Raw genomic sequence first — 21628 nt, forward strand, 5'->3', positions numbered from 1 at the left:
GAGAAATTTCTTCACCATGTCTTCATATGTGGGCCCACTTGGGTTCGAACCAAGGACCTACCGGTTATGAGCCGGTGGCTCTTCCAGCTGAGCTATGGGCCCGACTTCTCTAATAAACTAAACGATTTCTTGGGGGTTTGTCAATGATGGAATGGACCTGCGGTCCGGGTGATGGGTGATAGGTGATGGGTAATGGGAAGAACCGGAGGATGAATGCTCGTTAGCCCAACGCAGAACCCCTGACCCCTGACCCATAACCCCGTCTTTCTCCATTTTTCCATTCCATTTTTCGGCGAATCTATACTACAATGTCGACACAGTTGCGAAATGAGAAGATGGGGAGGCGTGTCGTGAGCGACGGTAAGGTCACCAGGGAAGAACTTCTGGAGAAGGCCAGGAAACCGGCTGTGGATGCGATGAAGATGCATCCTTTCTACAAGGGGAAGATAGAGATGGTTCCCAAGTGCGTCATCAGGGACATCGACGATTTCGCCATATGGTATACGCCGGGAGTGGCGGAGCCATGCAAGGAGATAAACAGGGACCCCGAGAAGGTGTTCGAGTATACGAACAAGGGGAACATGGTGGGTATCGTGACCGACGGGACGCGGGTGCTCGGTCTTGGTGATATCGGTCCCATGGCGGGATTGCCCGTCATGGAGGGCAAGGCGCTCCTTTTCAAGTACCTGGGCGGAGTCGACGCCTTCCCCATTTGTCTCGATACGAAGGACCCCGATGAGATCGTTCGGACGGTGAAACTCATCGCGCCTGTTTTCGGGGGCATCAACCTCGAGGACATCGAGAACCCGAAATGCTTCTACGTCCTGGAAAAGCTGAGGGCGGAGTCGCCGATCCCCGTCTGGCATGATGACCAGCAGGGCACCGCGGCGGTCACGCTCGCCGGTCTCGTGAACGCCCTCAAGATAGTGGGAAAGAAGATCGAGGACGCGAAGATCACCATGATCGGCATAGGCGCCGCGAACGTCTGCATCGTGCGCATGCTCATCAAGGCGGGGGCCGATCCGAAGAAGATCATCGTCGTGGACAGCAAGGGAATACTCAACCGCAAGAGAGACGATATCAAGCCCAACTACAGGGAGAAGCTGGAACTCGCCGCGACAACGAACGGGGAGAACCGTGAAGGCGACACCGCGGCGGCGCTGAAGGGGCAGGATGTCCTCATCGCCCTGTCGAAGTCGGGACCGGACGTCATACAGAAGGATTGGGTGGCCTCGATGGCCGACAACGCGATCGTTTTCGTCTGTGCCAACCCCATACCCGAGATGTGGCCCTGGGACGCGAAAGAGGCGGGGGCGCGCATAGTTGCCACGGGCAGGAGCGATTTCCCCAATCAGGTAAACAACTCCGTGGGATTCCCGGCGATATTCCGGGGTACCCTCGATGTCAGGGCCCGGACCATCACCGACGAGATGTGCATAGCCGCGGCGTACGAACTTGCCCGGTGCGCCGAGGACAGGGGGCTTACCGAAGACCACCTCCTTCCGACGATGAATGAATGGGAAGTTTTCCCCCGGGAGGCCGTGGCGGTCGCGAAGATGGCAATGAAGCAGGGCGTCGCGCGCCTCACCATCGACGAAAAGGAACTCTACGACATGGCGGTGACGAAGATCCGCAGGGCCCAGGACGAGGTGGGTCTTCTTATGGAGAAGGGCATCATAGCGCCCTACGCCGGTTAAGGGGCCCCTCATGCGCGAGATCCATGTGGACGATATCGTTTCCGTTGTAGAACGCCTGTTCATCGACGCCAACATCGATCTTCCCGATATGATGTACGGCGCCATCCGGGACGCTATAGAGAAGGAGCGTTCGCCTGTCGGCAAGGAAGTATTGAGGGAACTCTTGAAGAACGCCGATACGGCCAGGGAAGAGCGGATGCCCATATGCCAGGACACGGGTCTCGCGGTGACCTTTCTCGAGATCGGCCAGGACGCGCACGTCGTGGGAGGAGACCTCACGGAGGCCGTGACGGAGGGGGTCCGCCGGGCATACCGCCACGGTCACCTCAGAAAGTCCTGCTGCCATCCTTTCACGCGGAAGAATACCGGGGACAACACACCTCCCATCATCCACACGAAGATCGTGCCAGGGGACGGTATGCGGATCACCGTTCTGCCGAAGGGCGGCGGGAGCGAGAACTATGGGGAGGTGCGGATGCTCATGCCCGCTGAGGGGAAGGATGGGGTCAGGGCCTTCGTCCTCGAGATGGTACGCAAGGGAGGACCCAATCCCTGTCCGCCCATCATCGTCGGTGTGGGCATCGGGGGCAATTTCGAGACCTCGGCGCTGCTGTCCAAGGAGGCCCTCATGGTTCCCGTGGGTAAACGCAATGATGACGGGGAGCTGGCAGCCATGGAGACGGAACTGCTCGAGGAGATCAACGCGACCGGTATAGGCCCTCAGGGGTACGGGGGCACGGTGACGGCCCTCGACGTTCACATAAAAATGGCGCCCTGCCATCTCGCGTCGCTGCCCGTGGCGGTGAACATCCAGTGCCACGCGCACCGCATCAGGGAGGCCATCCTATGACAACGGACCTCAAGAGGATAAGGACACCTCTTGCTGATGACGTAACAGGGTCCTTGAGGGCGGGGGAGAAGGTTCTTTTGTCCGGTTTCATCTATACGGCCCGGGACGCCGCGCACAAGAGGTTCATCGAGACCCTCGATGCGGGAGGTGAGCTGCCTTTCGACATCAGGGGGCAGGTCATCTACTATTGCGGCCCGGCGCCGGCACCGCCGGGAAAGATTATGGGGTCCTGCGGGCCCACAACGAGTTCCCGCATGGATGTCTATGCGCCGAGACTCATCTCCCTGGGTCTGAAAGGCATGATAGGGAAGGGTAAGCGTTCCGAGAAGGTGAGGGACGCGCTCAAGGAGCACAGGGCGGTCTATCTCGGAGCGACAGGCGGGGCCGGTGCGCTCATCGCGCGCACCGTTGTCGCCGCGGAGGTGATCGCTTATGAGGACCTGGGGCCCGAGGCGGTCGTCAGGCTTGAGGTGAAGGACATGCCGCTTTTCGTCATCAACGATATTCATGGCAACGACCTGTACCTGGAAGGCATTGAACGCTACAGAAAGTGATGTCCTTGTTTTGACTTTTTAGGGCAAATATTCTAAAAGAATGATAATAGAAGGAGATGCAATGCCAGAGATTCGTGTCGCCATAGCCGGCGTGGGGAACTGCGCGAGCTCGTTGGTACAGGGTATCATTTACTATTCCCGAAAGAGCGAGGATGCCATCGGGCTCATGCACAGCGATATCTGCGGTTACGGACCGGGAGACATCCGGATCGTGGCGGCCTTCGACATCGACCGGCGGAAGGTGGGGACCCCTCTCGAGAAGGCCATCTTCGCACCCCCCAACTGCACGAAGACCATAGAGGCCGATATCCCGCCCACGGGTGTCACCGTCCTCATGGGTCACGTCCTCGACGGCGTGGCGCCTCACATGAAGCAGTACCCGCCGGAGCGCTCCTTCGTTGTCGCAGACGAGGAGCCCGTCGATGTCGCAAAGGTCCTGAAGGAACGGAACGTCGACATTCTCCTTAACTACCTGCCTGTCGGTTCGGAACAGGCGGTGCGCCACTACGCCGAGTGCTGCCTCGAAAGCGGCGTCAGCCTTATCAACTGCATCCCCGTTTTCATTGCGTCAGACGACGAATGGGCAAGACGTTTCGAAGAGAAGGGAATACCGCTCGTCGGGGACGACGTCAAGTCCCAGATCGGGGCGACGATCATCCACAGGACCCTGGCCAAGCTCTTCAACGACCGCGGGGTGAAGCTCGACAACACCTATCAGCTCAACACCGGCGGCAACACCGATTTTCTCAACATGCTCAACAGGGAGCGGTTGACGTCGAAGAAGATATCGAAGACGGAGGCCGTGCAGTCGACCCTCGATGTCCCCATCCCGGCGGAGAACATCCATATCGGCCCTTCGGACTACGTCCCCTGGCAGAAGGACAACAAGGTCTGCTTCATGAGGCTCGAAGGAAGGATATTCGGCGACATACCCATCAACTGCGAACTGAGGCTTTCCGTCGAGGATTCCCCGAACAGCGGGGGATGCATCATCGACGCGGTCCGGTGCTGCAAGGTGGCGCGGGACAGGGGTATCGGCGGAGTGCTGGAGTCCATCTCTGCCTACACCATGAAGCACCCCATCCGGCAGTACCCCGACGAGACGGCGCGGGTGATGGTGGAGGAGTTTATCAGGGGTGAAAGGGTCCGGTAGGGGGGCCTTGCGTGATAAGCTCTAAGATCGGCCACCGCCTCGATCCCGTCATCCTTTCCCTGTACCGGGCCATCCTCGGACAGAGGACGATATCGCCCAACGTGATAAGCTCAGCGGGTACCCTCTTCGGTTTCCTGGCGGCAGCGCTCATCCTCATGGGATCTCCCGCGGCAGGTGCCGCCTCCCTCGTCGTGGCCGGTTTCTTCGATATCCTCGATGGCGCCATGGCCCGCGGTACCGGCAGGGTGACGCGCTTCGGCGGCTTTTTCGACTCCGTCCTCGACAGGTACACCGACATGGCCGTCATGGGGGCCATTCTCTTCGTTTACGTCCGCCAGGGGAGCACGGGATACGCCATGGCCGCCTTCGTCGCGGTGATCGGCGCCGCGCTCATACCCTATGCCCGCGCGCGGGCGGAGGCCGCGGGTCTTTCCGGCAAAACAGGTCTCCTCGAGAGGCCCGAGAGACTCGTCCTTCTCATCATAGGCCTCTTCGTCCCTTTCCTCCTCAACTGGATCATCATCATCCTCGCAGTCCTCACCCACGTGACGGTCATCCAAAGGATCGTGCATGTGTGGAGACAAACCAGAAAAACGGCTTGAACCGCTTAAGCCGTTTGAGCCGCTTGAACGTCAAGAACAACTGCAAATCTCAGCGAGACGAATGGATAGTGATGGCATCGAGTCTTTCAACGTTCAAGCAGTTCAAGCGGTTCAAGCGGCTGCAACCGTTTCTTACCGGTTCACCATGTTGAAGATCTCTTCCTTGAGGATGTTCTTTGCCATCTCCCGGGGGATGCCGGACTTGATGACGGTACCTTTCTTGAAGAGCATGGCGCTGTTCGCGCCGAAGGCGAGGCCTATGTCCGCCTCGCGCGCCTCGCCGGGGCCGTTGACCTCACAGCCCATGATGGCCACGTCCAGGTACGAATCGAAGTCGTTGATCTCCTTTTCGAACTCCTCGACTATCGCCGCGAGGTCCACTTTCGTCCTGCCGCAGGTGGGGCAGGAGATGATGTTGATGCCCCGTTTTCTCAGGCCCAGGTCGCGCAGGATGTGATAGGCCGCTATCACCTCGTACACGGGGTTGCCGGTCAGCGAGACCCTGATGGTGTCCCCGATACCTTCGTGGAGCAGTATGCCGATGCCGATCGCCGATTTGATGGCGCCGGAGAAGACGGGGCCTGCCTCCGTTATCCCCACGTGGAGGGGATAATCGGATCTCCTTGAGAATTTCCTGTAGGCGTCGATGGTCTCCCTGATATCCGAGGCCTTGAGCGACACCTTGAGCTCCGTCCATCCCACGTCCTCGAAGAGGGCCACGTGGTAGAGGGCGCTTTCCACCATGGCGTCGGCGCTCGGCCTCGTGTACTTCTTAAGGACCCTTTTCTCCATGGAACCGATGTTCATCCCGAGCCTGACAGGTGTCTTCGTTTCCAGGGCCGCGGCAGCGATCTCCCGCATTTTGCGCAGGTTATTGATGGTGCCGGGATTGATCCTGATGCAGTCGATGCCGAGTTCCATGGCCTTCAGAGCGATCTTGTGATTGAAGTGGATGTCGCCGATGATGGGCACGTCCACCTCCTTCCTGAGAAAGGGAATTATCTTGCAGGTCTCTTCCTGGGGCAGGGCGATCCTGACCAGCTCGCACCCGGCCCTCTTCAGTTCCCGTGTCTGTTCGAGGGTCTCCATGAAGTTCTCGGGGTTCGTCTTGAGCATTGATTGCACAACAATGGGACTTCCTCCCCCTATCGGGACCCCGCCAACCTGTATCTGCCGTGTCTTTTTTCGTTTCATTTCTTGTTCCTTGAATTGGAGTGACTGAACCTCGCTTATCATATCCCCGCCGGGAGCGGATGTCAATCATCAGCGGAGGCAAAAAAGTGTCCTTCTCCCGCGCCACATGTGATATAGTGAAGCAAACATGAAGGACGGCAGAAAACAAGGCATTCTCCTCATAGCGATAGGGATCTGCATTCCCCTCTTCGCCCTGCCCTTTGTCTCCGGTTTCGATATGGATAAGGGGTTCATGGACAATTTCTACAACGCCGGTATCAGGATATCGAAAGGTGCCGTTCCCGCACCGCCCGACACCGCCGGCAAACCATCGGACGACACCCCGGGGAAGAGCCCCTTTTCTCCCGACAGGATGCGGATCGAGAAGATACCCTTCAGGTTCTTCCTGGTTCCCACGTTCATCCTCCTCTACATCGGGATCGTGATGATCGACAAGGCGAAGTCGAAGGCGAAACAGACCCGGGAGCCGTAGGAGCTTTTCCCGCAGGTCTTCCGCTGCCTCATTACCCCTTTTCACGGGTCGGAAGCGCCCCTTGAGGCCCCGTCACCGGCAGACAGCAGGACCGCCTCCTTCGCGTGACAAGGTGCTTCCTCGTTAACAATTTCACTTGACTATGGGTAAGTGGTTGAGATAGTGTTTTACAGCAATTTCGGCACCTTTAATATTCATATAAAAATCACCAAACCGGGAGGACGGGTTACTATGGACAAATGGACCTTTGGCTTCACGATGGTTGTTGTCGGAATGGGCGGTACCATATGTACCCTCATTGTTTTCAGTCTCATTATGTCTGCTCTCAAGAAGGTCTTTCCGTACAGGAAAGAAGAAGACAAATAAAGGGAGGATTGGGGCATGTTTGCTGATTCGGTAATGAGCGGTTTGAATGGACTTACGGCTGGTTTCGCGAACCTGCACTGGTCGCATCCCGTGATGATGATCATCGGCGGGCTGTTGCTGTACCTCGGCATCAAGAAGGACTGTGAGCCTCTGCTCCTGGTTCCCATCGGATTCGGCTGTATCCTCATCAATATTCCCCTGGCGGGACTCATGGACAAAGAGGGATTCCTGCGCATCATCTACGACGCGGGTGTCATCACGGAACTCTTTCCCCTCTTCATATTCATCGGCATAGGAGCCATGACGGACTTCGGGCCCGTTCTGGAAAACCCCTATACTTTCCTCCTGGGAGCGGCAGGCCAGTTCGGAATATTCATCACTCTCCTTCTCGCTCTCGCTCTCGGCTTTCCCTATAAGGATGCCGTGACCATCGGCATCATCGGCGCCTGTGACGGTCCCACCGTCATATATGTGGCCTCGCAGTACGCTCAACACCTGCTGGGGCCCGTGACAGTCGCGGCCTATTCATACATGGCCCTCGTGCCGGTCCTTCAGCCCCCCATCATGAGGATGCTGACGACGCAGAAGGAACGCACCACGGTCATGAAGAGCCACGCAAAAAGCGTCTCCAAGACGACGAAGATGCTCTTTCCCATCGTCATCACCATCGTTGGCGGTCTTATCGCCCCCAAGGGTCTCCCCCTTCTGGCGACGATCATGCTCGGCAATCTCATGAAGGAGTCGGGAGTCGTCAGCAGGTTGACGAGCGCGGCGGAGAACGAGATAGCCAATATCGTGACACTCCTCCTCGGCATATCCATCGGCGCCACCATGAGCGGGCCGGTCTTTGTGCAGCCCAAGACCCTCATCATCCTTATCCTCGGGCTTCTCGCCATATGCCTTGATACGGTTTTCGGCATCCTTTTTGGGAAAATCCTCTACGTTGTTACCGGAGGCAAGGTCAATCCGCTCATCGGCGCTTCGGGTATATCGGCCTTTCCCATGGCGGCCCGCGTCGCCCAGAAGGAAGGATTGAAGTATAACAAGAGAAATTATCTTCTCATGCACGCCATGGGAGCCAATGCCGGCGGGCAGGTCGGGTCGGTGATGGCGGCCGCCGTCATGCTCTCCGTCCTCAATGGAATGGGCCTCATCTAGGCATTAGAACAGGGAACGGAATTGAACGGGAGCCGGACAGGCTATGACTGTCCGGCCCTTTTTTTGGACGTTGTTGGGGGCAGAGAAAAGGGGGTGCCTGGAGTGGCACCGCAATTCGGTCTTTTCGTTCGATAGTGCTTGCTTCAAAGAAGTGACTTGTTATATAGTAGCTCAGTGTCAATCACAATCAAAGCAAGTGCAGATCTTTAGCTTGTCGGGGTGACTGGGGAGAGCGAATGCTCTCGGTCTGCTTGGTGACGCACGGAAAAAGGGGGTTCAAGGCCTATGGATTTTGTGCAGACTGCATCACTCGTGATCTTTCTGGCGAGCATCATCCTCGTCATAACAGGCTGGATCGACAGCGTTCTGGCCGCGTTGCTGGGCATCCTCTTCATGGTCTTCTTCGGGATCATGTCGGACATCGATGCCTTCAAGATCGTTGACTGGAACGTTATCATCATTCTCCTGTCCATCTGGATCATCTCCGGGTACTTCGGGAAGTCGGGGGTGCCCGATTTCCTCTCGGCGGCTATCCTCAGGTTGTCGAGGGGGAATGTGGCCCTCTTTGTGACCATGATCGGTGCGCTGGCCGGATTCGTCTCCATGCTGATCGACAACGTGGTCGTCGTCCTCATGTTCGCACCCGTCATCTTTCACGCCTGCCGGAGGTTCGGTTTCCCCGCCTTTGCGCCGGTGCTTTTCCTTGCCCTCTGTGCGAACTTCATGGGTACTGCAATGCTTCTTGGTGACCTGCCTCCCCAGATGCTCCACAGCGTCTCCGGCATCGAGTTCGCGGGTTTCATCTGGCAGCTGGGAAGGCCGTCCTCGTTATTTATCCTTCTCATTTCGTATGCGGTTACTTGCTGGGTCTTCTACATGATGTTCAAGAAGAAATACAGAGGCATAACCATGGACGTGGCATCCATGAATGAACGTCCTCTTGACCATATCAAGGACAAACCCTTTGCGATCACCGTGTGCGTCGTGTTCGCCCTCACGATCCTGGCCATGGCGCTAAGACCCATCTTCGGCTATCATCTCGGTTTCATAGCCATGTGGGGGGCCATCTGTCTCATCCTCGTTTTCGAGATGTTCAAAGACCGGTTCACCCTGGAGATACCGAGCCTGGAGCACGTCCTGTCTGAACTTGACTGGCGCGCCGTGTTCTTCTACGTGGCTCTCTTTGCCCTTGTCGGCGGTCTCGAGCATTCGGGCGTCATCAAGCTGGTGTCCAACATGATAACCCCGCTCATCAAAGAGAGCCTTGTGGTGGGAAGCAGTCTCCTTTTCTGGGTCACTGCTCCTATCGTGGGTATTGTCGAGCATGACGCCTATATTCTTACCATGCTCTACGTCATCCGTGACCTCGCGAAGGAGACGGGCATGAACCCCTGGCCCCTTTACTGGATGCTTCTGTGGGCCGGTACTCTCGGCAGCAACCTCACCATCGCCGGAGCGCCCGCGCTCTTCGTCGCGAAGAACCTTGGCGAGAAAGAGGACCAGGTGAAGGTGAAGCTCAAGGAGTTTCTCAGCATGACCGTTCCCTTCGTGATAGTATCGCTCATTGCCTGCTATATCCCGGCCATGCTTATCTGGGTCTTCCCGTTCGCGAAATAGGGAGGTGTATCATGGCAATATTGACAATTTCACGGCAGTTCGGCGGCGGAGCCAGGGCAATAGCCCTGAAGATCGCCCGGGACCTGGGCTACGAGTACATCGACAGGTCCACAATGTTCAAGGACATCTCGTCGGAGGGCCCGCGCTGGGGGACGTACGCGAAGGACTTCGATGAACACTATCCAAATGTCTGGGAGCGCAACGACTGGTCCTTCAAGGCCTTCGTCGCCATCATCCAGAACCTTATTTACAGCTACGCGCAGCGGGACAAGGTGATCATCGCCGGCACGGGAGCCACGTTCCTCCTGAAAGGGATCCCTCACGCCCTCAGGATAAGGATAGAGAGTTCCATGGAGGACCGCGTAAACAGGGTCCAGGGCGACCAGGTGATCAATGAGGCCACGGCCCGCTGGATCATCGAGAAGGTCGATGCCGACATGGCACGTTCCATGTACGTCATCTACGGCAAGGAATGGAACGATCGGAAGGAATTCGACGTGGTCTTCGACAGGTCGAAGCGGACCCAGGAGGAGATCATCGATGAGATCAAGAAGGGGCTTGCCGCGAAGGAGGCGTTAAGGACGAAGGAAGCGCTGGACATCCTCAACCTCAGGGCCGTTGCCGCGAAGGTGAAGGCCGCGATCCTGACGGACCCCTCCTTTACCGTTTCCTATCTCGACGTCGCTCCCAAAGAGGGGGGGATGCCCCGCTACGGGCTCATCGTGAGGGGTTTCGTGCACGAGACGGACGACGCGCAGAGCATCAAGGAAAGGGCGAAAGGCATCGCGGGCGATCTGCCGCTCGAGTTTGACATACAGTACCAGATGCTTCCACGGTTCGGCCACTTCGATTTCAGGTAGGATCGAGTTACGCAAGTTCCGACTCCCCGGTGATAAACGCCGGGGAGTTTTTTTGTCACGTCCCCTGTGCCGCCTCGCGGGCCAGGCGCTGGGATTTTATCTTCATGAGGGAGCTCGTCGTGGAGCGCTCCATTTCTTCAAGCTTCGACGTGATGAAGCGGATGGTCTCGGTCAGGCGGGGAATGAAGGAATGCTCGAGGGCGTTCACGCGCCGACGTGTCTTCTCCACTTCCTTGCTCAGCCGGCGGACCGTGTCCTCGGTCTCGGCCATGGAAAGGAGCTTCGGAAGGAACTCGCGGAGTTTCGCGATGGCCATGTCGAGTTCGGCCGACGTATGCACCAGGGAGTAGCGACCCGTGGCCTCCCCGTAAGCGATCTCCAGCTTCTGGACCCTGACGCTCATCAGCCGCGCGGGGCGGACCGTGAGCGCGAGGTCCTGCATGACCGATTCCAGCGCGTTCTCCGTGATGGAGCGTGACGAGGTGATCTCGGCAAGAACGAAGAGCTTCATGACGTAGGGGAGCTCCTCGTCGACGATCTGCCGCAGGTTGCGGTACTCGCGGGCTATGGTCATGAATTCCTTTATCAGGCCGTCGAGCTTGTCCTTGAGGAGTTTGTGCCCCCGGCGGGCGACGACGAGCCGGCGCCTGAGTTTCAGAAGCTCCATTCGTGTCGGGTTAACGGCGAGTCTCACAGCAATCCTCCGGGATCACGAGGTCTTCGGGTAGTAGCGTTCGATGAACTCATCGCGAACACGCTTCAAGAGGTTGGGCGGGAGCATGCCGAGAAGCTCCCAGCCGATGCGCAGGCTTTCCTCTATGGTCCGGTTCTCGTATTCGCCCTGGCGGACGAAGCGGTCCTCGAAGGCATCGGAGAATTTCACGAAAAGGACATCCTCTTCCGTCAGCGCCGATTCTCCGAGCACGACGGCGAGCTCCCTCGCGTTCTTTCCCTGGGCATAGGCCGCGTAGAGCTGGTTCATGACGTCCGAGTGGTCCTCCCGCGTCTTTCCGGCCCCGATGCCCTTGTCTTTGAGTCGCGAGAGGGACGGAAGGACGTCGACGGGCGGATAGATGCCCTGGGTGTGGAGAGGGCGGAGGATGATGATCTGCCCCTCGGTGATGTAGCCCGTCAGGTCGGGGATGGGGTGTGTCTTGTCGTCCTCGGGCATGGTGAGGACGGGGATCTGTGTTATGGACCCGTTCTTCCCCTTGATGCGTCCCGCGCGTTCATAGATCGTCGAAAGGTCGGTGTAGAGGTAACCCGGGTAGCCGCGGCGTCCGGGGACTTCCTTCCGTGCCGCCGAGATCTCCCGGAGGGCCTCGCAATAGTTGGTTATGTCCGTCAGGATGACGAGGACGTGCATGTCCTTCTCAAAGGCGAGGAACTCCGCCGTCGTCAGTGCCATGCGGGGGAGGGTGAGCCTTTCGATGGGCGGGTCGTCGGCAAGGTTGATGAAGAGGACGGAACGCTCTATGGCGCCTGTCTTCCTGAAATCGGCTATGAAGAACTCCGCCTCCTCGAATGTTATGCCCATGGCGGCGAAGACGACGGCAAACTTCTCACCCGTCTTGAGGACCGTTGCCTGTCTCGCGATCTGGGCGGCGATCCGGGAATGGGGCAGGCCCGAGCCGGAGAAGAGAGGCAGTTTCTGGCCCCTCACGAGGGTATTGAGAAGGTCGATTGTCGAAATGCCCGTCTGGATGAACTCATTCGGGTAGTCCCGGGCGTAAGGATTGATCTGGTTGCCGTTGACGTTGAGATACTTTTCGGGGATGATGGCGGGACCATCATCTATGGGCCGACCGGAGCCGTCGAAGACGCGGCCGAGCATGTCGATGGACATACCGAGCTCCATCCCTTTGGCGAGGAACTTTACCTTCACGTCCTGCGGAGAGAGCCCCCGGGTTCCCTCGAAGACCTGGACCATCGCCTTGCTTCCGTGTACCTCCAGGACCCGGCCCCTGCGGATGCTGCCGTCCTCCAGCTTTATGTCGGCAAGCTCTCCGTAGGTCACACCTTCCACGTCATCGACGAGCATGAGCGGCCCGGCGATCTCCTTCACTGTCCTGTACTCCCGAATGATGTTTCCCATCGTTTCATCTACCTCGCAATCTCATTACCAGACCAGCGCACGAATGCTGTTCACTATGTCCCCTTCGATGGAACTGAACCGTTCCAGCTCCTCCTCGGGAATAAGCCTTGCCCGTGTTATGTCCTCGAGAACGTTGAGCCGAAGAAGGGCCTCCAGAGTGGCTCCGTCGGCAAGCCCCGTCCGTATCTCGTCGTAGTAGCGCAGGATGAGATTGAGGAGCAGGAACTGCTTCCTCAGGGACGTGTACGTGTCGCGGTCGTCGAAGGCGTTCTGATGGAGGAAGTCCTCCCGGATCATCCTGGCGGCCTGCATGAGGAGCCTGTCCTCGAGGGAAAGGGCGTCGATGCCGACGAGCCTGACGAGCTCGTCCAGTTCCGCTTCTTTCTGAAGGATGGTCATGGCCCGTTTCCTGTTGACGGACCACATCTTGTCTATCTTGTCGTCCGCGTCGGCGTCGACGATGTCCTGGTAGAGCGAATAGGACGACAGCCAGTTGATGGCCGGGAAATGCCTGGCGAAGGCCAGCTTGTCGTCGAGGCCCCAGTAGACCTTGACGACGCGGAGCGTTGTCTGCACGACGGGTTCCGAAAGGTCGCCTCCGGGAGGGGAAACGGCCCCGATGATGGAGACCGCACCGCGGCGGTCATCGGTGCCTATGCACATGACCGAGCCTGCCCTTTCATAGAAACCGGCAATGCGGGAGCCGAGGTAGGCGGGGTAGCCTTCTTCCCCGGGCATTTCCTCGAGGCGGCCCGATATCTCCCGCATGGCCTCGGCCCAGCGGCTTGTGGAATCGGCCATGAGAGCGACGGAGTATCCCATATCGCGGAAGTACTCGGCGATGGCGATCCCCGTAAAAACGCTTGCCTCTCGGGCCGCGACAGGCATGTTGGACGTGTTGGCGATAAGGACCGTGCGTTCCATCAGGGGTTCTCCCGACTGAGGGTCCTTGAGGTGGGGGAATTCCATGAGAACGTCGGTCATCTCGTTGCCGCGCTCGCCGCAGCCGACATACACGACGATCTGCGCGTCGGCCCACTTGGCGAGCTGGTGCTGCACGACGGTCTTGCCGCTCCCGAAGGGTCCCGGGACGCAGGCGGTGCCGCCCTTCGTTATGGGGAAGAACATGTCGATGATGCGCTGCCCCGTCGTCATGGTCTGAGTTGGAGGCACCTTCCGCTTTGTCGGGCGCGGGTCGCGGACAGGCCATCTCTGGACCATCGTCACACCGAAGGGGCCCTCGGGACTCTGTATGACGGCGATCTCCGTGTCCACGTTCCCCGTTACGGGACGTATCTTCCCCACGGTCCCCGACTTGCCCGGCGGGACCATGATCTTGTGGCTGACAAGAGCGCTCTCCTCTACGGTTCCCAGGATGTCGCCCCCTTTCACGACATCGCCGACGCGGGCCAGCGGTACGAAATCCCATTTCTTTGTCCTGTCGAGGGCCGGGCGTTGGGTTCCCCTCACGATGTATTCTCCGAAATCCTGCGCCAGGACATCGAGAGGTCTCTGGATGCCGTCATAGATGGAACGGATAAGACCGGGACCCAGCTCGACGCTGAGCGGTTCGCCGGTGCGCACAACGGGTTGACCGGGACCTATTCCTTCCGTTTCCTCGTATGTCTGTATCGAGTACTCCTCACCCTTGATCTCGATGATCTCGCCGAAGAGCTTGATCTCACCCACACGGACCATCTCGAACATGCGCGCGCCCGACAGGCCCCTGGCAACGACCAGCGGTCCCGAGACCTTTATCACCTCTCCACTTATTCCATCCATGCTGTCATCCCTCATTCCTGTTCACTCGTTTCAGTATCTTCCTTCTTGAAAAGGTCTATACCCATGGAGCGTTCGATGGCCTTTCTCATCTCGTTGTACCCCGTCCTCGGGCTGTCTTCATACATGGGGACCACCGTGAGAATGACGTCGCTCCGTGACCGGAATTCCTCGACCACCTCCGGAGCCTCAGCCGCGATGCTCTCGGTGACGAGAATGAGCCCTATGTCGCTCCTGCGCGAAAGCATGAAGAGCTCCTCGGCAAGGTCTTTCGGGTCCGATACGGCCACGATCTCGAAACCGATGCCCTTGAAGCCCAGGATCAGGTGCTTCTCGCCAACAATGCAAGCCTTAGCCATAGACATACCTCAACCGCGGACCCAGGATATCCTCGTTTATCCTGTTGATCTTTCCCGTGACGACGAGCTTGAGGTTCTGGATCTCGGCCTCAAGCGCCATGAGGAAGGCGAAGACCCGTTCGGGTCCCGACGTTTCGAGGCGCGCGAAGGCGGAGAGGTGAAGGACGAAATTAGTTACCTTCAGCTCGAATGTGGAGATCTGGTCGTCGTAGGGCATCTGCAGTGCGCGGGCCAGCACGTCCCCGATCTCGCCTCCCACCAGCTCCGGCCACATGGCAGGGTCCGGCGCGCCCGCCAGGTCCATGATGAGGGGGTTTTCCTCTCCCACGGGCAGGAAAAGATCGATGACCTGTTTCAGGTCGCGACCCTGTCTCTGCACGCGCCACAGGGAGGAAACGGCATGCCCCAGGACGCTTTCCTGAACGCAGGAGCGGATGAGGGGACTGTCGATCTCGTCGGCCAGCATGAGCAGGTGGCGGAGGTATGCCCCGTCGACGAACATGTCGGACATGGATTCATCGAGCTCGCCGAGGTCTATTCCCGCGCCGGTGATCCGGTCCCTGAAAGGGGCGGGCAGGTCAGCATAATCTCCATCGAGAACGGCGCCTATTACCTGTTCCCTGACCATGCCCGGCAGGAAACGGCTGTCTATGCCGGAAAGGGCGCTCTTTATGTTGAGATAGTCGTTTCGTATGAGGAAGAGGTCAACGGGAACGGGTGAAGGGCACTCGGCCCTGACCGATGTGGCGAGGTCGTAGAAGCATTCGTCGGCAATGGCGCTGAAATCATCCCAGGGGACGCCGGGATCGAGATAGTCCTCGATCAGTGTTCCCTGAAGGTGCTGGTACACGTCTTCCGTATGATGCATCTCTATGACGAGGGTGAAGAACTCCCTGGGCAAGAGCTTCGTTTCAAGCGCGCTGATCCTGCCGCAGACGAAACCCCAGTCAGGTCGGTTCTTGATGAAAGGCAACATGTAGCCGGCAGACAGTCTCATTCGCGTGCAAGGTCCTCAGCGATCTCAGGCAGGATCGATCTCTCTATATCCTGAAATATGGTGCCTATCGTTGCGTCCACCTCAAAGTCATCGCTTATGAAGATGAATCCGCCCCTTTCCGGGAGCGGGTCCCGGTCGATCTCGATCGCCGTTCTCTCACCACCCTCTGACGCCATGCCGTCCAGAAGTTTTGAGAATACCTCCCTGTCATCGGGGTGGACCCGTATCCGCCCTTTCCCGCCGTGGACGATCTTTTCGAGGAAACCTTCCATCACCCGTCCATACTCATCGGCGGGCCAGGCGAGAACCGTCTCGCGGGCCCTGTCGAAGATGGCCCGCAGGGAGGCGTTTCTCGCTTCGAGGTACTCTTTTCCGGCAGTTCCCTGGAAGTGGGCCAGTTTTCGGGCATACTCTTCCTCGATGAGACGGGAACGGGCCTCATACTGGTACTCGAATTCCCGACGCAGGTTCTCCTTCTGGATATCCAGCTTCTCTTTCGCCTGTCTCGCGGCGGCGGCATTGATGTGTTCCGCCTCTGTCCTTGATGCCTTCAATACCGCTTCTTTGATCTTGTCAAGACTCATGGCCCCGCACGGCTCCTTTATCCGTCTACTGTGGCAAGAGCTGCAGCACAGAGGGTTGCGTGAGGAAGATTATGAAGAGGATCGTCGCAAGGAGGGCCACGACGGCGTAGGTCTCGACGAAGGCGGGGAAGAGGATGGCCCGCCCCGCTGATTCCGGTCGTCTCGCGATGAGCGCGATCCCGGCGGCCGATGCCTCTCCCTGCTTTATGGAAGAGACGAGCTGGGCGATCCCGTTACCGAGGCCGATGAAGAAAAGAGCGAGGCCCGTCCCGAGGGATATCTTGAGGTTTCCCCCCCCGATGAGTCCCGTCTGGGTCATGATGAGGATGGCGGCGATAAAGCCGTAGAATCCCTGCGTGCCCGGCAAGGCGATCATGATGAGCATGCGCCCGAAAAGCTCCGGTTTCTCGCGCATCACTCCCGCTCCGGCATGGGAGGCGATGGCGATCCCGCAGGCCGAACCGGCGCCCGCCAGGCCAAAGGTGAGGCCCGCCCCCGCGTAGCAAAGACCGCGACCAATCTCGATCCATTCTGGGGTCATTGTATTCTTCCTCCAAGGTTTTTGTGATTATCCATTTTTTGTGCCCTCCTTTTTCATCTCGCACAGCGGCGAGTCGAACCCGAGGGGCTGGAAGGGCCGCGCCCCCGCGTCATAGAAGCGCCCGAAGAACTCGACGAATATGAGGCGCATCGAGTGGACGAAGGCGCCCAGTAGACTGATGACGAAGTTGAAAAGATGGCCCGCGACGACGATGAAGATGAAACAGAAGAGTCCCACGTAGGGAATGTCCCTCAAGAGCCCGCCGAGCATGTTGAAGGTCGTGCCCACGATCGACGTGGTGAGACCGAGGGCAAGCAGCCGGCAATAGGAGAGGACGTCGCCGATGAAGGCGGTGATCCCGTAGCTTCCCACGATCCCGTAGAGGCTGACGACCCCGCCCAGGATGCGGGCGACAGGGCCCTTCATGTCCCGTCCCTGCGTCAGGATGAGCCCGAGCGCCCCGGCGCCGAACAGCGCGAGACCGGTCCGGTAAAGGGTCTGGGGAGTATCGATGAAAAGCTTGCTGACGATTATGAGCAGGCCAGGGAGTGTCAGGTACCAGAAGAGACCGTCAAAGACGGCACTCTTCCAGTCTCCCTTCCTGATCGCCCCGTACATTCTGAGGGCGATCCCGAAGAACTGGTTCAGGACGCCGATCAAAAGGGCAAAGAGCAGGGCGTAGATCGTCTTGCTTATGGGGTCGAGAACCACGAAAAAGGCCTGGACTCGCATGAGGAGATTGTTCTCGCCGAGATACTTCTCCATGTAGAGGTCGCCGAACCAGGACCCCAGCAGGGCCCCGAAGATGACGGTGCTTATGCCGCCGCCAAGAAGGATGCGGCCGAAGTCCGCCACGCCCTGGTATTGCTTTGTTCTCTTTATCAGGTAAAGGGAAGTGGCGATGAGCATAAGGCCGTATCCCACATCGGAAAAGCATATGCCAAAGAAGAGATAGAAGTTTATGTGCAAATAGGGTGTCGGGTCGAAGCTGCGATACGGCGGCAGACCGAACATCTCCACCAGCAGTGAGAGAGGCCGGAAGACCTTCGGGAGGGAGAGGCTCACCGGCACGTTCTCGTCCTCGGAAGGATCGTCGAGGATGACCACGGAGTCGGGAAACTCTTTGGCGAAGGCGCTCTGCAGGCGTTCCACATCCCGGGCCCGTATGTACCCGGTGAGGAGATGGACCCATTTTCCACCGAGTGTCTTCGTCAGTGCCAGGCGCTCGTTCCTTGCGGCGGTCCAGAATGCCTTGAGGATGATGAGGGAGCGCCTGTCGGAGGCAAGCGCCCTGACCCTGGCGATGGTCTCATCGATCGTTGTGGAAAGCTGGACGAGGTCCTCCTCAAGAGCCCTGACGTGGTCTCCTATCGTGCCGGAGAGGTCGGGAAGGCCCGTTTCTATAAAGGAAAGCCGGGACAGCTCATCCTTCACCTCGTCCGCGTCGTCAGCAAGGACAGCGATGAGTACCCTGACGTTGTCCCTGTTCGCTGTCTTCTGCCCGCCCGGGGCGGGTGTGAACCCGGAGGGATAGACGCCGCAGGTGTCGGACCCTTCCTCGATCGGTTCCCACGCGATATCGGTTAAGGGGGATGCCGGTCCCGAGAGATGCTCCAGGTTCTTGCGGGGCAGATGACCGAACAGGAGACGGACCCGGCGGGGACGGTGAAAGTCTTCCATTGTGAACGACAGGTCGCACAGGGGCATCAACGTTGCCAGGCGGTTCTCGATATCGCCCTTTGCGCGTTCGCTGCGCCTGAGTATCTCGTCGAGCTCATTTGCCTCACGGGAGCGGCCAGCGAGGTCGTAGTTCTCCGTCGCGTTCTTGAGCTCCTGTTTATCGATCATCTGGGGGACTGGCGTCAGGCCCTGAAAGAACCCCTGTTCCTCAGGCGCGTATGTCTTGAGGAGGTTCAGTATGGCGTCGATCTTGTGCAGTATGTCATCAATGTCTTCTGTGGAGACACCTTTGATCCTCAGGTCGGGGGCCGTGTCCGTGAGACCTTCGGAGGCGTCGGTGACGTCAACGACGCCAAGGGAGCTGACGGTGCGCAGAAGGCGCTTGCTGCTGTGCATGGGGCTCAGGATCGTCAGCTTCTTAATGGGGTCTATCGCCATTCGTTTACCAGTTGTGGAACCTGTCCAGTATCCTGTTGACCCCGCGGGTAGAGAACTCTTCGGGCGCTTCCCTGACCGCCCGGAGTTTTTCGGCGTGCTGCGCGGAAGCCCGGGAGAGGGATTCTGCAAATCCTTTCTCCACCTCAGTCTTGAACTGAGCAAGGCGGGCCTCGAGCTCGGCAGTAAGCTCCTCGCGGTACCTGGCGAGCTCGTCATCTACCGATGCGAGGACCGCTTTGGACCCGGTGTGGGCAGCCTCGATGATGCCGTCCGCCTCCTGTTCCAGCGATATTATGTTGTCAAGCAGGGATGTCATATCGTCGTTCCTTCTCGTCATTCGAAAGGTTATGCGATATCAACCGAAAGACAGGTCCGGCTGGATGAATAAGCAATTGAGCACTATTGTTACATGGATGGGGTACTGTATGTCAAGTTTTTTCTATCCAGTGATAAACAGGTGCATACAATGATACACAGGCGAATCCGCACGGGTTTCCGGGGCTCATTGTATCTTGTCGATATCCCTGGATTTGCCGATAACTATCAGGATCTCGCTGTCCTTGATCACATAATTGGGAGGTACCATCGTCACTGTGTCGGTCAGGGTGTCCCGTATGGCAATGACGTTGATATTGTGCTTGCTCCTCAGGTGAACATCCGCCAGGGTTTTTCCCTGAAAGGCGGCGGGTGGGGCGATCTCGCCGATGATATAGTCCTCCGCCAGGGGAATGTAATCGAGTATGTTGGGAGATATGAGGCTTCTGGCCACCTTGCTTGCCATCTCCTTCTCGGGGATTATGACCTCTGTGGCCCCGACGCTCTCCAGGACCTGCTTGTATTCGACGTTGGGAGCCTTCACGATGATGTTCCTGATCTTCATCTGCTTGAGGTGGAGGGTGATGAGCGTGCTCGCCGCAAGGTCCTCGCCGAAGGATACGACGACGACGTCGTTCTCTCTGAGCCCCAGCGATTCCAGGACGTTTTTCTCCAGTCCGTCGCTCACTATCGCCTTCGTGGCGAAGTCGGCCATGTTCTGCACCACGTCCTTGTTCTTATCGATGGCGATGACCTCCATGCCGTTTTCGTAGAGTTCTTTTACCAGGTTGAAGCCGAAGATCCCGATACCGATGACGACGACCCTTTTCATGTATCCTCCCTAACCGACCATGACCGTTTCCTCGGCATAGGCGATGCTTTTCTTCCGTGACGCGAGAGTGAGCGAAAGCGCCAGCGTGAGGGGGCCGACGCGCCCGGCGAACATAAGAGCAATAACTGCCAGCTTTTGCGCCGTGCTCAGATGGGGCGTGACGCCCATGGAGAGGCCCACGGTGCCGAAAGCGGAAACGGCCTCAAAAAGGTATTCCAGGAACAAATGACGCGTCCTGTCCGGCGGCAACGACAGCGAAGGGGAGAAAAGAAGGAACGAGGTGATGAGCACGATCGAGAACGCCGAGGCGAAGATGATGGAGATCGTCTTGGTGACGGTCTCCTCGGGGATGGTCCGGTTGAACACATTGACGTGCGTATTCCCCTTCAGCCGGTTCCAGAGAAGCAGGAAAAGCACCGCGGCGCTTGTCGTCTTGATCCCTCCTCCCGTGGAACCTGGTGAGGCGCCTATGAACATGAGGATGAGGAGCACCAGGATGGATTCATTCGTGAGAGCCCCTATGTCGATGGTGTTGAAGCCGCACGTCCTCGCCGTGACGGACTGGAAGAGGGGGATGAGGACCTGTGACTCAAGGCCAAGGCCCTTGAGCATAAACTTTCTCTCCAGGACATAGATCAGGACCGCCCCTGCCGCGATGAGAATGGAGGTCGTGATGACAACTATCCTGGTATGCACCGAGAGCCTCTTTCGCTGGTCTCTGTTGCGCTCGATGATCTCGTGGATCACGATGAACCCGATCCCACCGATGATGATAAGGGATATGACCGTCAGGTTCACGCCCGGGTTATCGCGGTAGGACATCAGGCTGTCCGGGAAGATCGAATATCCGCAATTGTTGAACGCCGATATCGCGTGGTAGACGGCCCTCCAGATGGCCGTGCCGGGATCGGATCCCTCCACGAAGCAGAGAAAGAGGATGGCCGCCCCGGCCGCTTCGATGACAGCGGTGTAGAGGACGACAGACCGGAGGATGTGCAGGAAATCGATGCCTGGAGAGTGGGCGAACGTCGACTGGACGATATCCTTGCTCTTGGCCGAGATCCCGAAACCCATCATTCCCAGGAAAAGGACGGAGAATGTCGTGATACCGAGGCCGCCCGCCTGCATGAGAAAGAGCGTTATCGTCTGTCCGCTCAATGAGAGGTCCCTGCCTATGTCTATCACGGTAAGACCGGTGACGCAGACGGCCGATGTCGACGTGAAGAGGGCGTCAACGAGACCGAGCCGGCCCGGACGAGCGCTGGACGGCAGCGACAGCAAGACGGTCCCGACGAGGATGATGAAGATGAACCCGAGGATGAATATGCGCGCGGGCGTGAGACGCCGGGAGAGATACAGCCTCATTGAAAGCGATAGATCAGTTGGCATGGTCTTTACGTGTTGGGTGAAATGTTATTACATTACCATGGTCAATTGCAACAGGTGGGTCGCCGGGCGGCCGATGTCCTGTCACGGCAGGGGAAC

21 protein-coding genes and 1 tRNA gene are annotated in these 21628 nt (G+C 58.3%); 9 read left to right on the plus strand and 13 right to left on the minus strand.

All coding sequences use genetic code 11. The features are described from left to right. Positions 1 to 29: 29 nt before the first annotated feature. Positions 30 to 102 (minus strand) — tRNA-Ile (locus GXX82_18065). Positions 103 to 335: 233 nt separating this feature from the next. Between GXX82_18065 and GXX82_18070 the strand changes: the two genes are divergently transcribed. The 5 genes from GXX82_18070 to GXX82_18090 all read left to right on the plus strand — a co-directional run bounded on the left by GXX82_18070 (position 336) and on the right by GXX82_18090 (position 4856). Beyond that, the gene (locus tag GXX82_18070) at positions 336 to 1697 is read left to right on the plus strand and encodes an NADP-dependent malic enzyme (GenBank protein ID NLT24948.1); all 1362 of its coding nucleotides are present in this window, start codon (positions 336 to 338) and stop codon (positions 1695 to 1697) included. A 10-nt stretch (positions 1698 to 1707) separates the two neighbouring features. Next, positions 1708 to 2547, plus strand: a complete 840-nt coding sequence (locus GXX82_18075; protein NLT24949.1) for a fumarate hydratase — start codon at positions 1708 to 1710, stop codon at positions 2545 to 2547. Beyond that, a complete protein-coding gene (locus GXX82_18080; protein ID NLT24950.1) occupies positions 2544 to 3101 on the plus strand; it encodes a Fe-S-containing hydro-lyase in 558 nt (185 codons plus the stop codon). Before GXX82_18075 ends, GXX82_18080 begins: the two co-directional genes overlap by 4 nt. 61 nt (positions 3102 to 3162) lie before the next feature. Then, positions 3163 to 4254 carry an inositol-3-phosphate synthase gene (locus GXX82_18085; GenBank protein NLT24951.1) on the plus strand — a complete coding sequence of 364 codons (1092 nt, stop codon included), beginning with the start codon at positions 3163 to 3165 and terminating at the stop codon, positions 4252 to 4254. Positions 4255 to 4265: 11 nt separating this feature from the next. Beyond that, complete coding sequence (locus GXX82_18090; protein ID NLT24952.1) at positions 4266 to 4856, plus strand: CDP-alcohol phosphatidyltransferase family protein; 591 nt, start codon at positions 4266 to 4268, stop codon at positions 4854 to 4856. A gap of 132 nt (positions 4857 to 4988) precedes the next feature. On the opposite strand, the gene ispG is transcribed toward GXX82_18090, so the two are convergent. Then, positions 4989 to 6050, minus strand: a complete 1062-nt coding sequence (ispG, locus tag GXX82_18095) for a flavodoxin-dependent (E)-4-hydroxy-3-methylbut-2-enyl-diphosphate synthase (GenBank protein NLT24953.1) — start codon at positions 6048 to 6050, stop codon at positions 4989 to 4991. 127 nt (positions 6051 to 6177) lie between these two features. Between ispG and GXX82_18100 the strand changes: the two genes are divergently transcribed. The 4 genes from GXX82_18100 (at position 6178) to GXX82_18115 (ending at position 10523) form a co-directional block, all read left to right on the plus strand. Next, the gene (locus GXX82_18100; GenBank protein NLT24954.1) at positions 6178 to 6522 is read left to right on the plus strand and encodes a hypothetical protein; all 345 of its coding nucleotides are present in this window, start codon (positions 6178 to 6180) and stop codon (positions 6520 to 6522) included. Positions 6523 to 6903: 381 nt separating this feature from the next. Then, complete coding sequence (locus tag GXX82_18105; GenBank protein ID NLT24955.1) at positions 6904 to 8046, plus strand: sodium ion-translocating decarboxylase subunit beta; 1143 nt, start codon at positions 6904 to 6906, stop codon at positions 8044 to 8046. 285 nt (positions 8047 to 8331) lie between these two features. After that, on the plus strand, positions 8332 to 9663 hold the full coding sequence (locus tag GXX82_18110) for a hypothetical protein (protein NLT24956.1): 1332 nt from the start codon (positions 8332 to 8334) through the stop codon (positions 9661 to 9663). An 11-nt stretch (positions 9664 to 9674) separates the two neighbouring features. After that, entirely contained in the window at positions 9675 to 10523 is an 849-nt protein-coding gene (locus tag GXX82_18115; GenBank protein ID NLT24957.1) for a cytidylate kinase-like family protein, read from the plus strand. Positions 10524 to 10578: 55 nt separating this feature from the next. On the opposite strand, the gene GXX82_18120 is transcribed toward GXX82_18115, so the two are convergent. From GXX82_18120 to GXX82_18170, 11 genes are all read right to left on the minus strand, one after another. Continuing rightward, positions 10579 to 11217: a V-type ATP synthase subunit D gene (locus GXX82_18120; protein ID NLT24958.1), complete on the minus strand. Its 639-nt coding sequence runs from the start codon at positions 11215 to 11217 to the stop codon at positions 10579 to 10581. A gap of 15 nt (positions 11218 to 11232) precedes the next feature. Beyond that, positions 11233 to 12609 (minus strand): V-type ATP synthase subunit B, encoded by a 1377-nt coding sequence (locus GXX82_18125; protein ID NLT24959.1) that lies wholly within the window; start codon positions 12607 to 12609, stop codon positions 11233 to 11235. Between the two features lie 33 nt (positions 12610 to 12642). After that, on the minus strand, positions 12643 to 14400 hold the full coding sequence (locus GXX82_18130) for a V-type ATP synthase subunit A (GenBank protein NLT24960.1): 1758 nt from the start codon (positions 14398 to 14400) through the stop codon (positions 12643 to 12645). An 11-nt stretch (positions 14401 to 14411) separates the two neighbouring features. Next, positions 14412 to 14756, minus strand: coding sequence for a hypothetical protein (locus GXX82_18135; protein ID NLT24961.1), 345 nt, complete (start codon positions 14754 to 14756; stop codon positions 14412 to 14414). Then, the gene (locus GXX82_18140) at positions 14749 to 15753 is read right to left on the minus strand and encodes a V-type ATPase subunit (protein NLT24962.1); all 1005 of its coding nucleotides are present in this window, start codon (positions 15751 to 15753) and stop codon (positions 14749 to 14751) included. The genes GXX82_18135 and GXX82_18140 overlap by 8 nt, the downstream gene beginning before the upstream one ends. Then, positions 15750 to 16337 carry a hypothetical protein gene (locus tag GXX82_18145; protein NLT24963.1) on the minus strand — a complete coding sequence of 196 codons (588 nt, stop codon included), beginning with the start codon at positions 16335 to 16337 and terminating at the stop codon, positions 15750 to 15752. Before GXX82_18145 ends, GXX82_18140 begins: the two co-directional genes overlap by 4 nt. Positions 16338 to 16362: 25 nt before the next feature. Further along, positions 16363 to 16878, minus strand: coding sequence for a V-type ATP synthase subunit K (locus tag GXX82_18150; protein ID NLT24964.1), 516 nt, complete (start codon positions 16876 to 16878; stop codon positions 16363 to 16365). Positions 16879 to 16905: 27 nt separating this feature from the next. After that, on the minus strand, positions 16906 to 18996 hold the full coding sequence (locus GXX82_18155) for a hypothetical protein (protein ID NLT24965.1): 2091 nt from the start codon (positions 18994 to 18996) through the stop codon (positions 16906 to 16908). 4 nt (positions 18997 to 19000) lie between these two features. After that, positions 19001 to 19312 carry a hypothetical protein gene (locus GXX82_18160; GenBank protein ID NLT24966.1) on the minus strand — a complete coding sequence of 104 codons (312 nt, stop codon included), beginning with the start codon at positions 19310 to 19312 and terminating at the stop codon, positions 19001 to 19003. Between the two features lie 186 nt (positions 19313 to 19498). Next, a complete protein-coding gene (locus GXX82_18165; GenBank protein ID NLT24967.1) occupies positions 19499 to 20143 on the minus strand; it encodes a TrkA family potassium uptake protein in 645 nt (214 codons plus the stop codon). A 9-nt stretch (positions 20144 to 20152) separates the two neighbouring features. After that, positions 20153 to 21508, minus strand: a complete 1356-nt coding sequence (locus GXX82_18170; protein ID NLT24968.1) for a potassium transporter — start codon at positions 21506 to 21508, stop codon at positions 20153 to 20155. Positions 21509 to 21628: the final 120 nt, after the last annotated feature.

Origin of the sequence: Syntrophorhabdus sp. (genome assembly GCA_012719415.1) — a bacterium.
Lineage (GTDB): Bacteria > Desulfobacterota > Syntrophorhabdia > Syntrophorhabdales > Syntrophorhabdaceae > Delta-02.

Coding starts and splice junctions, on each gene's coding strand:
- GXX82_18070 (NLT24948.1), top strand. CDS start 336: ATGGGGAGGCGTGTCGTGAGCGACGGTAAGGTCACCAGGGAAGAACTT.
- GXX82_18075 (NLT24949.1), top strand. CDS start 1,708: ATGCGCGAGATCCATGTGGACGATATCGTTTCCGTTGTAGAACGCCTG.
- GXX82_18080 (NLT24950.1), top strand. CDS start 2,544: ATGACAACGGACCTCAAGAGGATAAGGACACCTCTTGCTGATGACGTA.
- GXX82_18085 (NLT24951.1), top strand. CDS start 3,163: ATGCCAGAGATTCGTGTCGCCATAGCCGGCGTGGGGAACTGCGCGAGC.
- ispG (NLT24953.1), bottom strand. CDS start 6,050: ATGAAACGAAAAAAGACACGGCAGATACAGGTTGGCGGGGTCCCGATA.
- GXX82_18100 (NLT24954.1), top strand. CDS start 6,178: ATGAAGGACGGCAGAAAACAAGGCATTCTCCTCATAGCGATAGGGATC.
- GXX82_18105 (NLT24955.1), top strand. CDS start 6,904: ATGTTTGCTGATTCGGTAATGAGCGGTTTGAATGGACTTACGGCTGGT.
- GXX82_18110 (NLT24956.1), top strand. CDS start 8,332: ATGGATTTTGTGCAGACTGCATCACTCGTGATCTTTCTGGCGAGCATC.
- GXX82_18115 (NLT24957.1), top strand. CDS start 9,675: ATGGCAATATTGACAATTTCACGGCAGTTCGGCGGCGGAGCCAGGGCA.
- GXX82_18130 (NLT24960.1), bottom strand. CDS start 14,400: ATGGATGGAATAAGTGGAGAGGTGATAAAGGTCTCGGGACCGCTGGTC.
- GXX82_18135 (NLT24961.1), bottom strand. CDS start 14,756: ATGGCTAAGGCTTGCATTGTTGGCGAGAAGCACCTGATCCTGGGCTTC.
- GXX82_18140 (NLT24962.1), bottom strand. CDS start 15,753: ATGAGACTGTCTGCCGGCTACATGTTGCCTTTCATCAAGAACCGACCT.
- GXX82_18145 (NLT24963.1), bottom strand. CDS start 16,337: ATGAGTCTTGACAAGATCAAAGAAGCGGTATTGAAGGCATCAAGGACA.
- GXX82_18150 (NLT24964.1), bottom strand. CDS start 16,878: ATGACCCCAGAATGGATCGAGATTGGTCGCGGTCTTTGCTACGCGGGG.
- GXX82_18155 (NLT24965.1), bottom strand. CDS start 18,996: ATGGCGATAGACCCCATTAAGAAGCTGACGATCCTGAGCCCCATGCAC.
- GXX82_18160 (NLT24966.1), bottom strand. CDS start 19,312: ATGACATCCCTGCTTGACAACATAATATCGCTGGAACAGGAGGCGGAC.
- GXX82_18165 (NLT24967.1), bottom strand. CDS start 20,143: ATGAAAAGGGTCGTCGTCATCGGTATCGGGATCTTCGGCTTCAACCTG.
- GXX82_18170 (NLT24968.1), bottom strand. CDS start 21,508: ATGAGGCTGTATCTCTCCCGGCGTCTCACGCCCGCGCGCATATTCATC.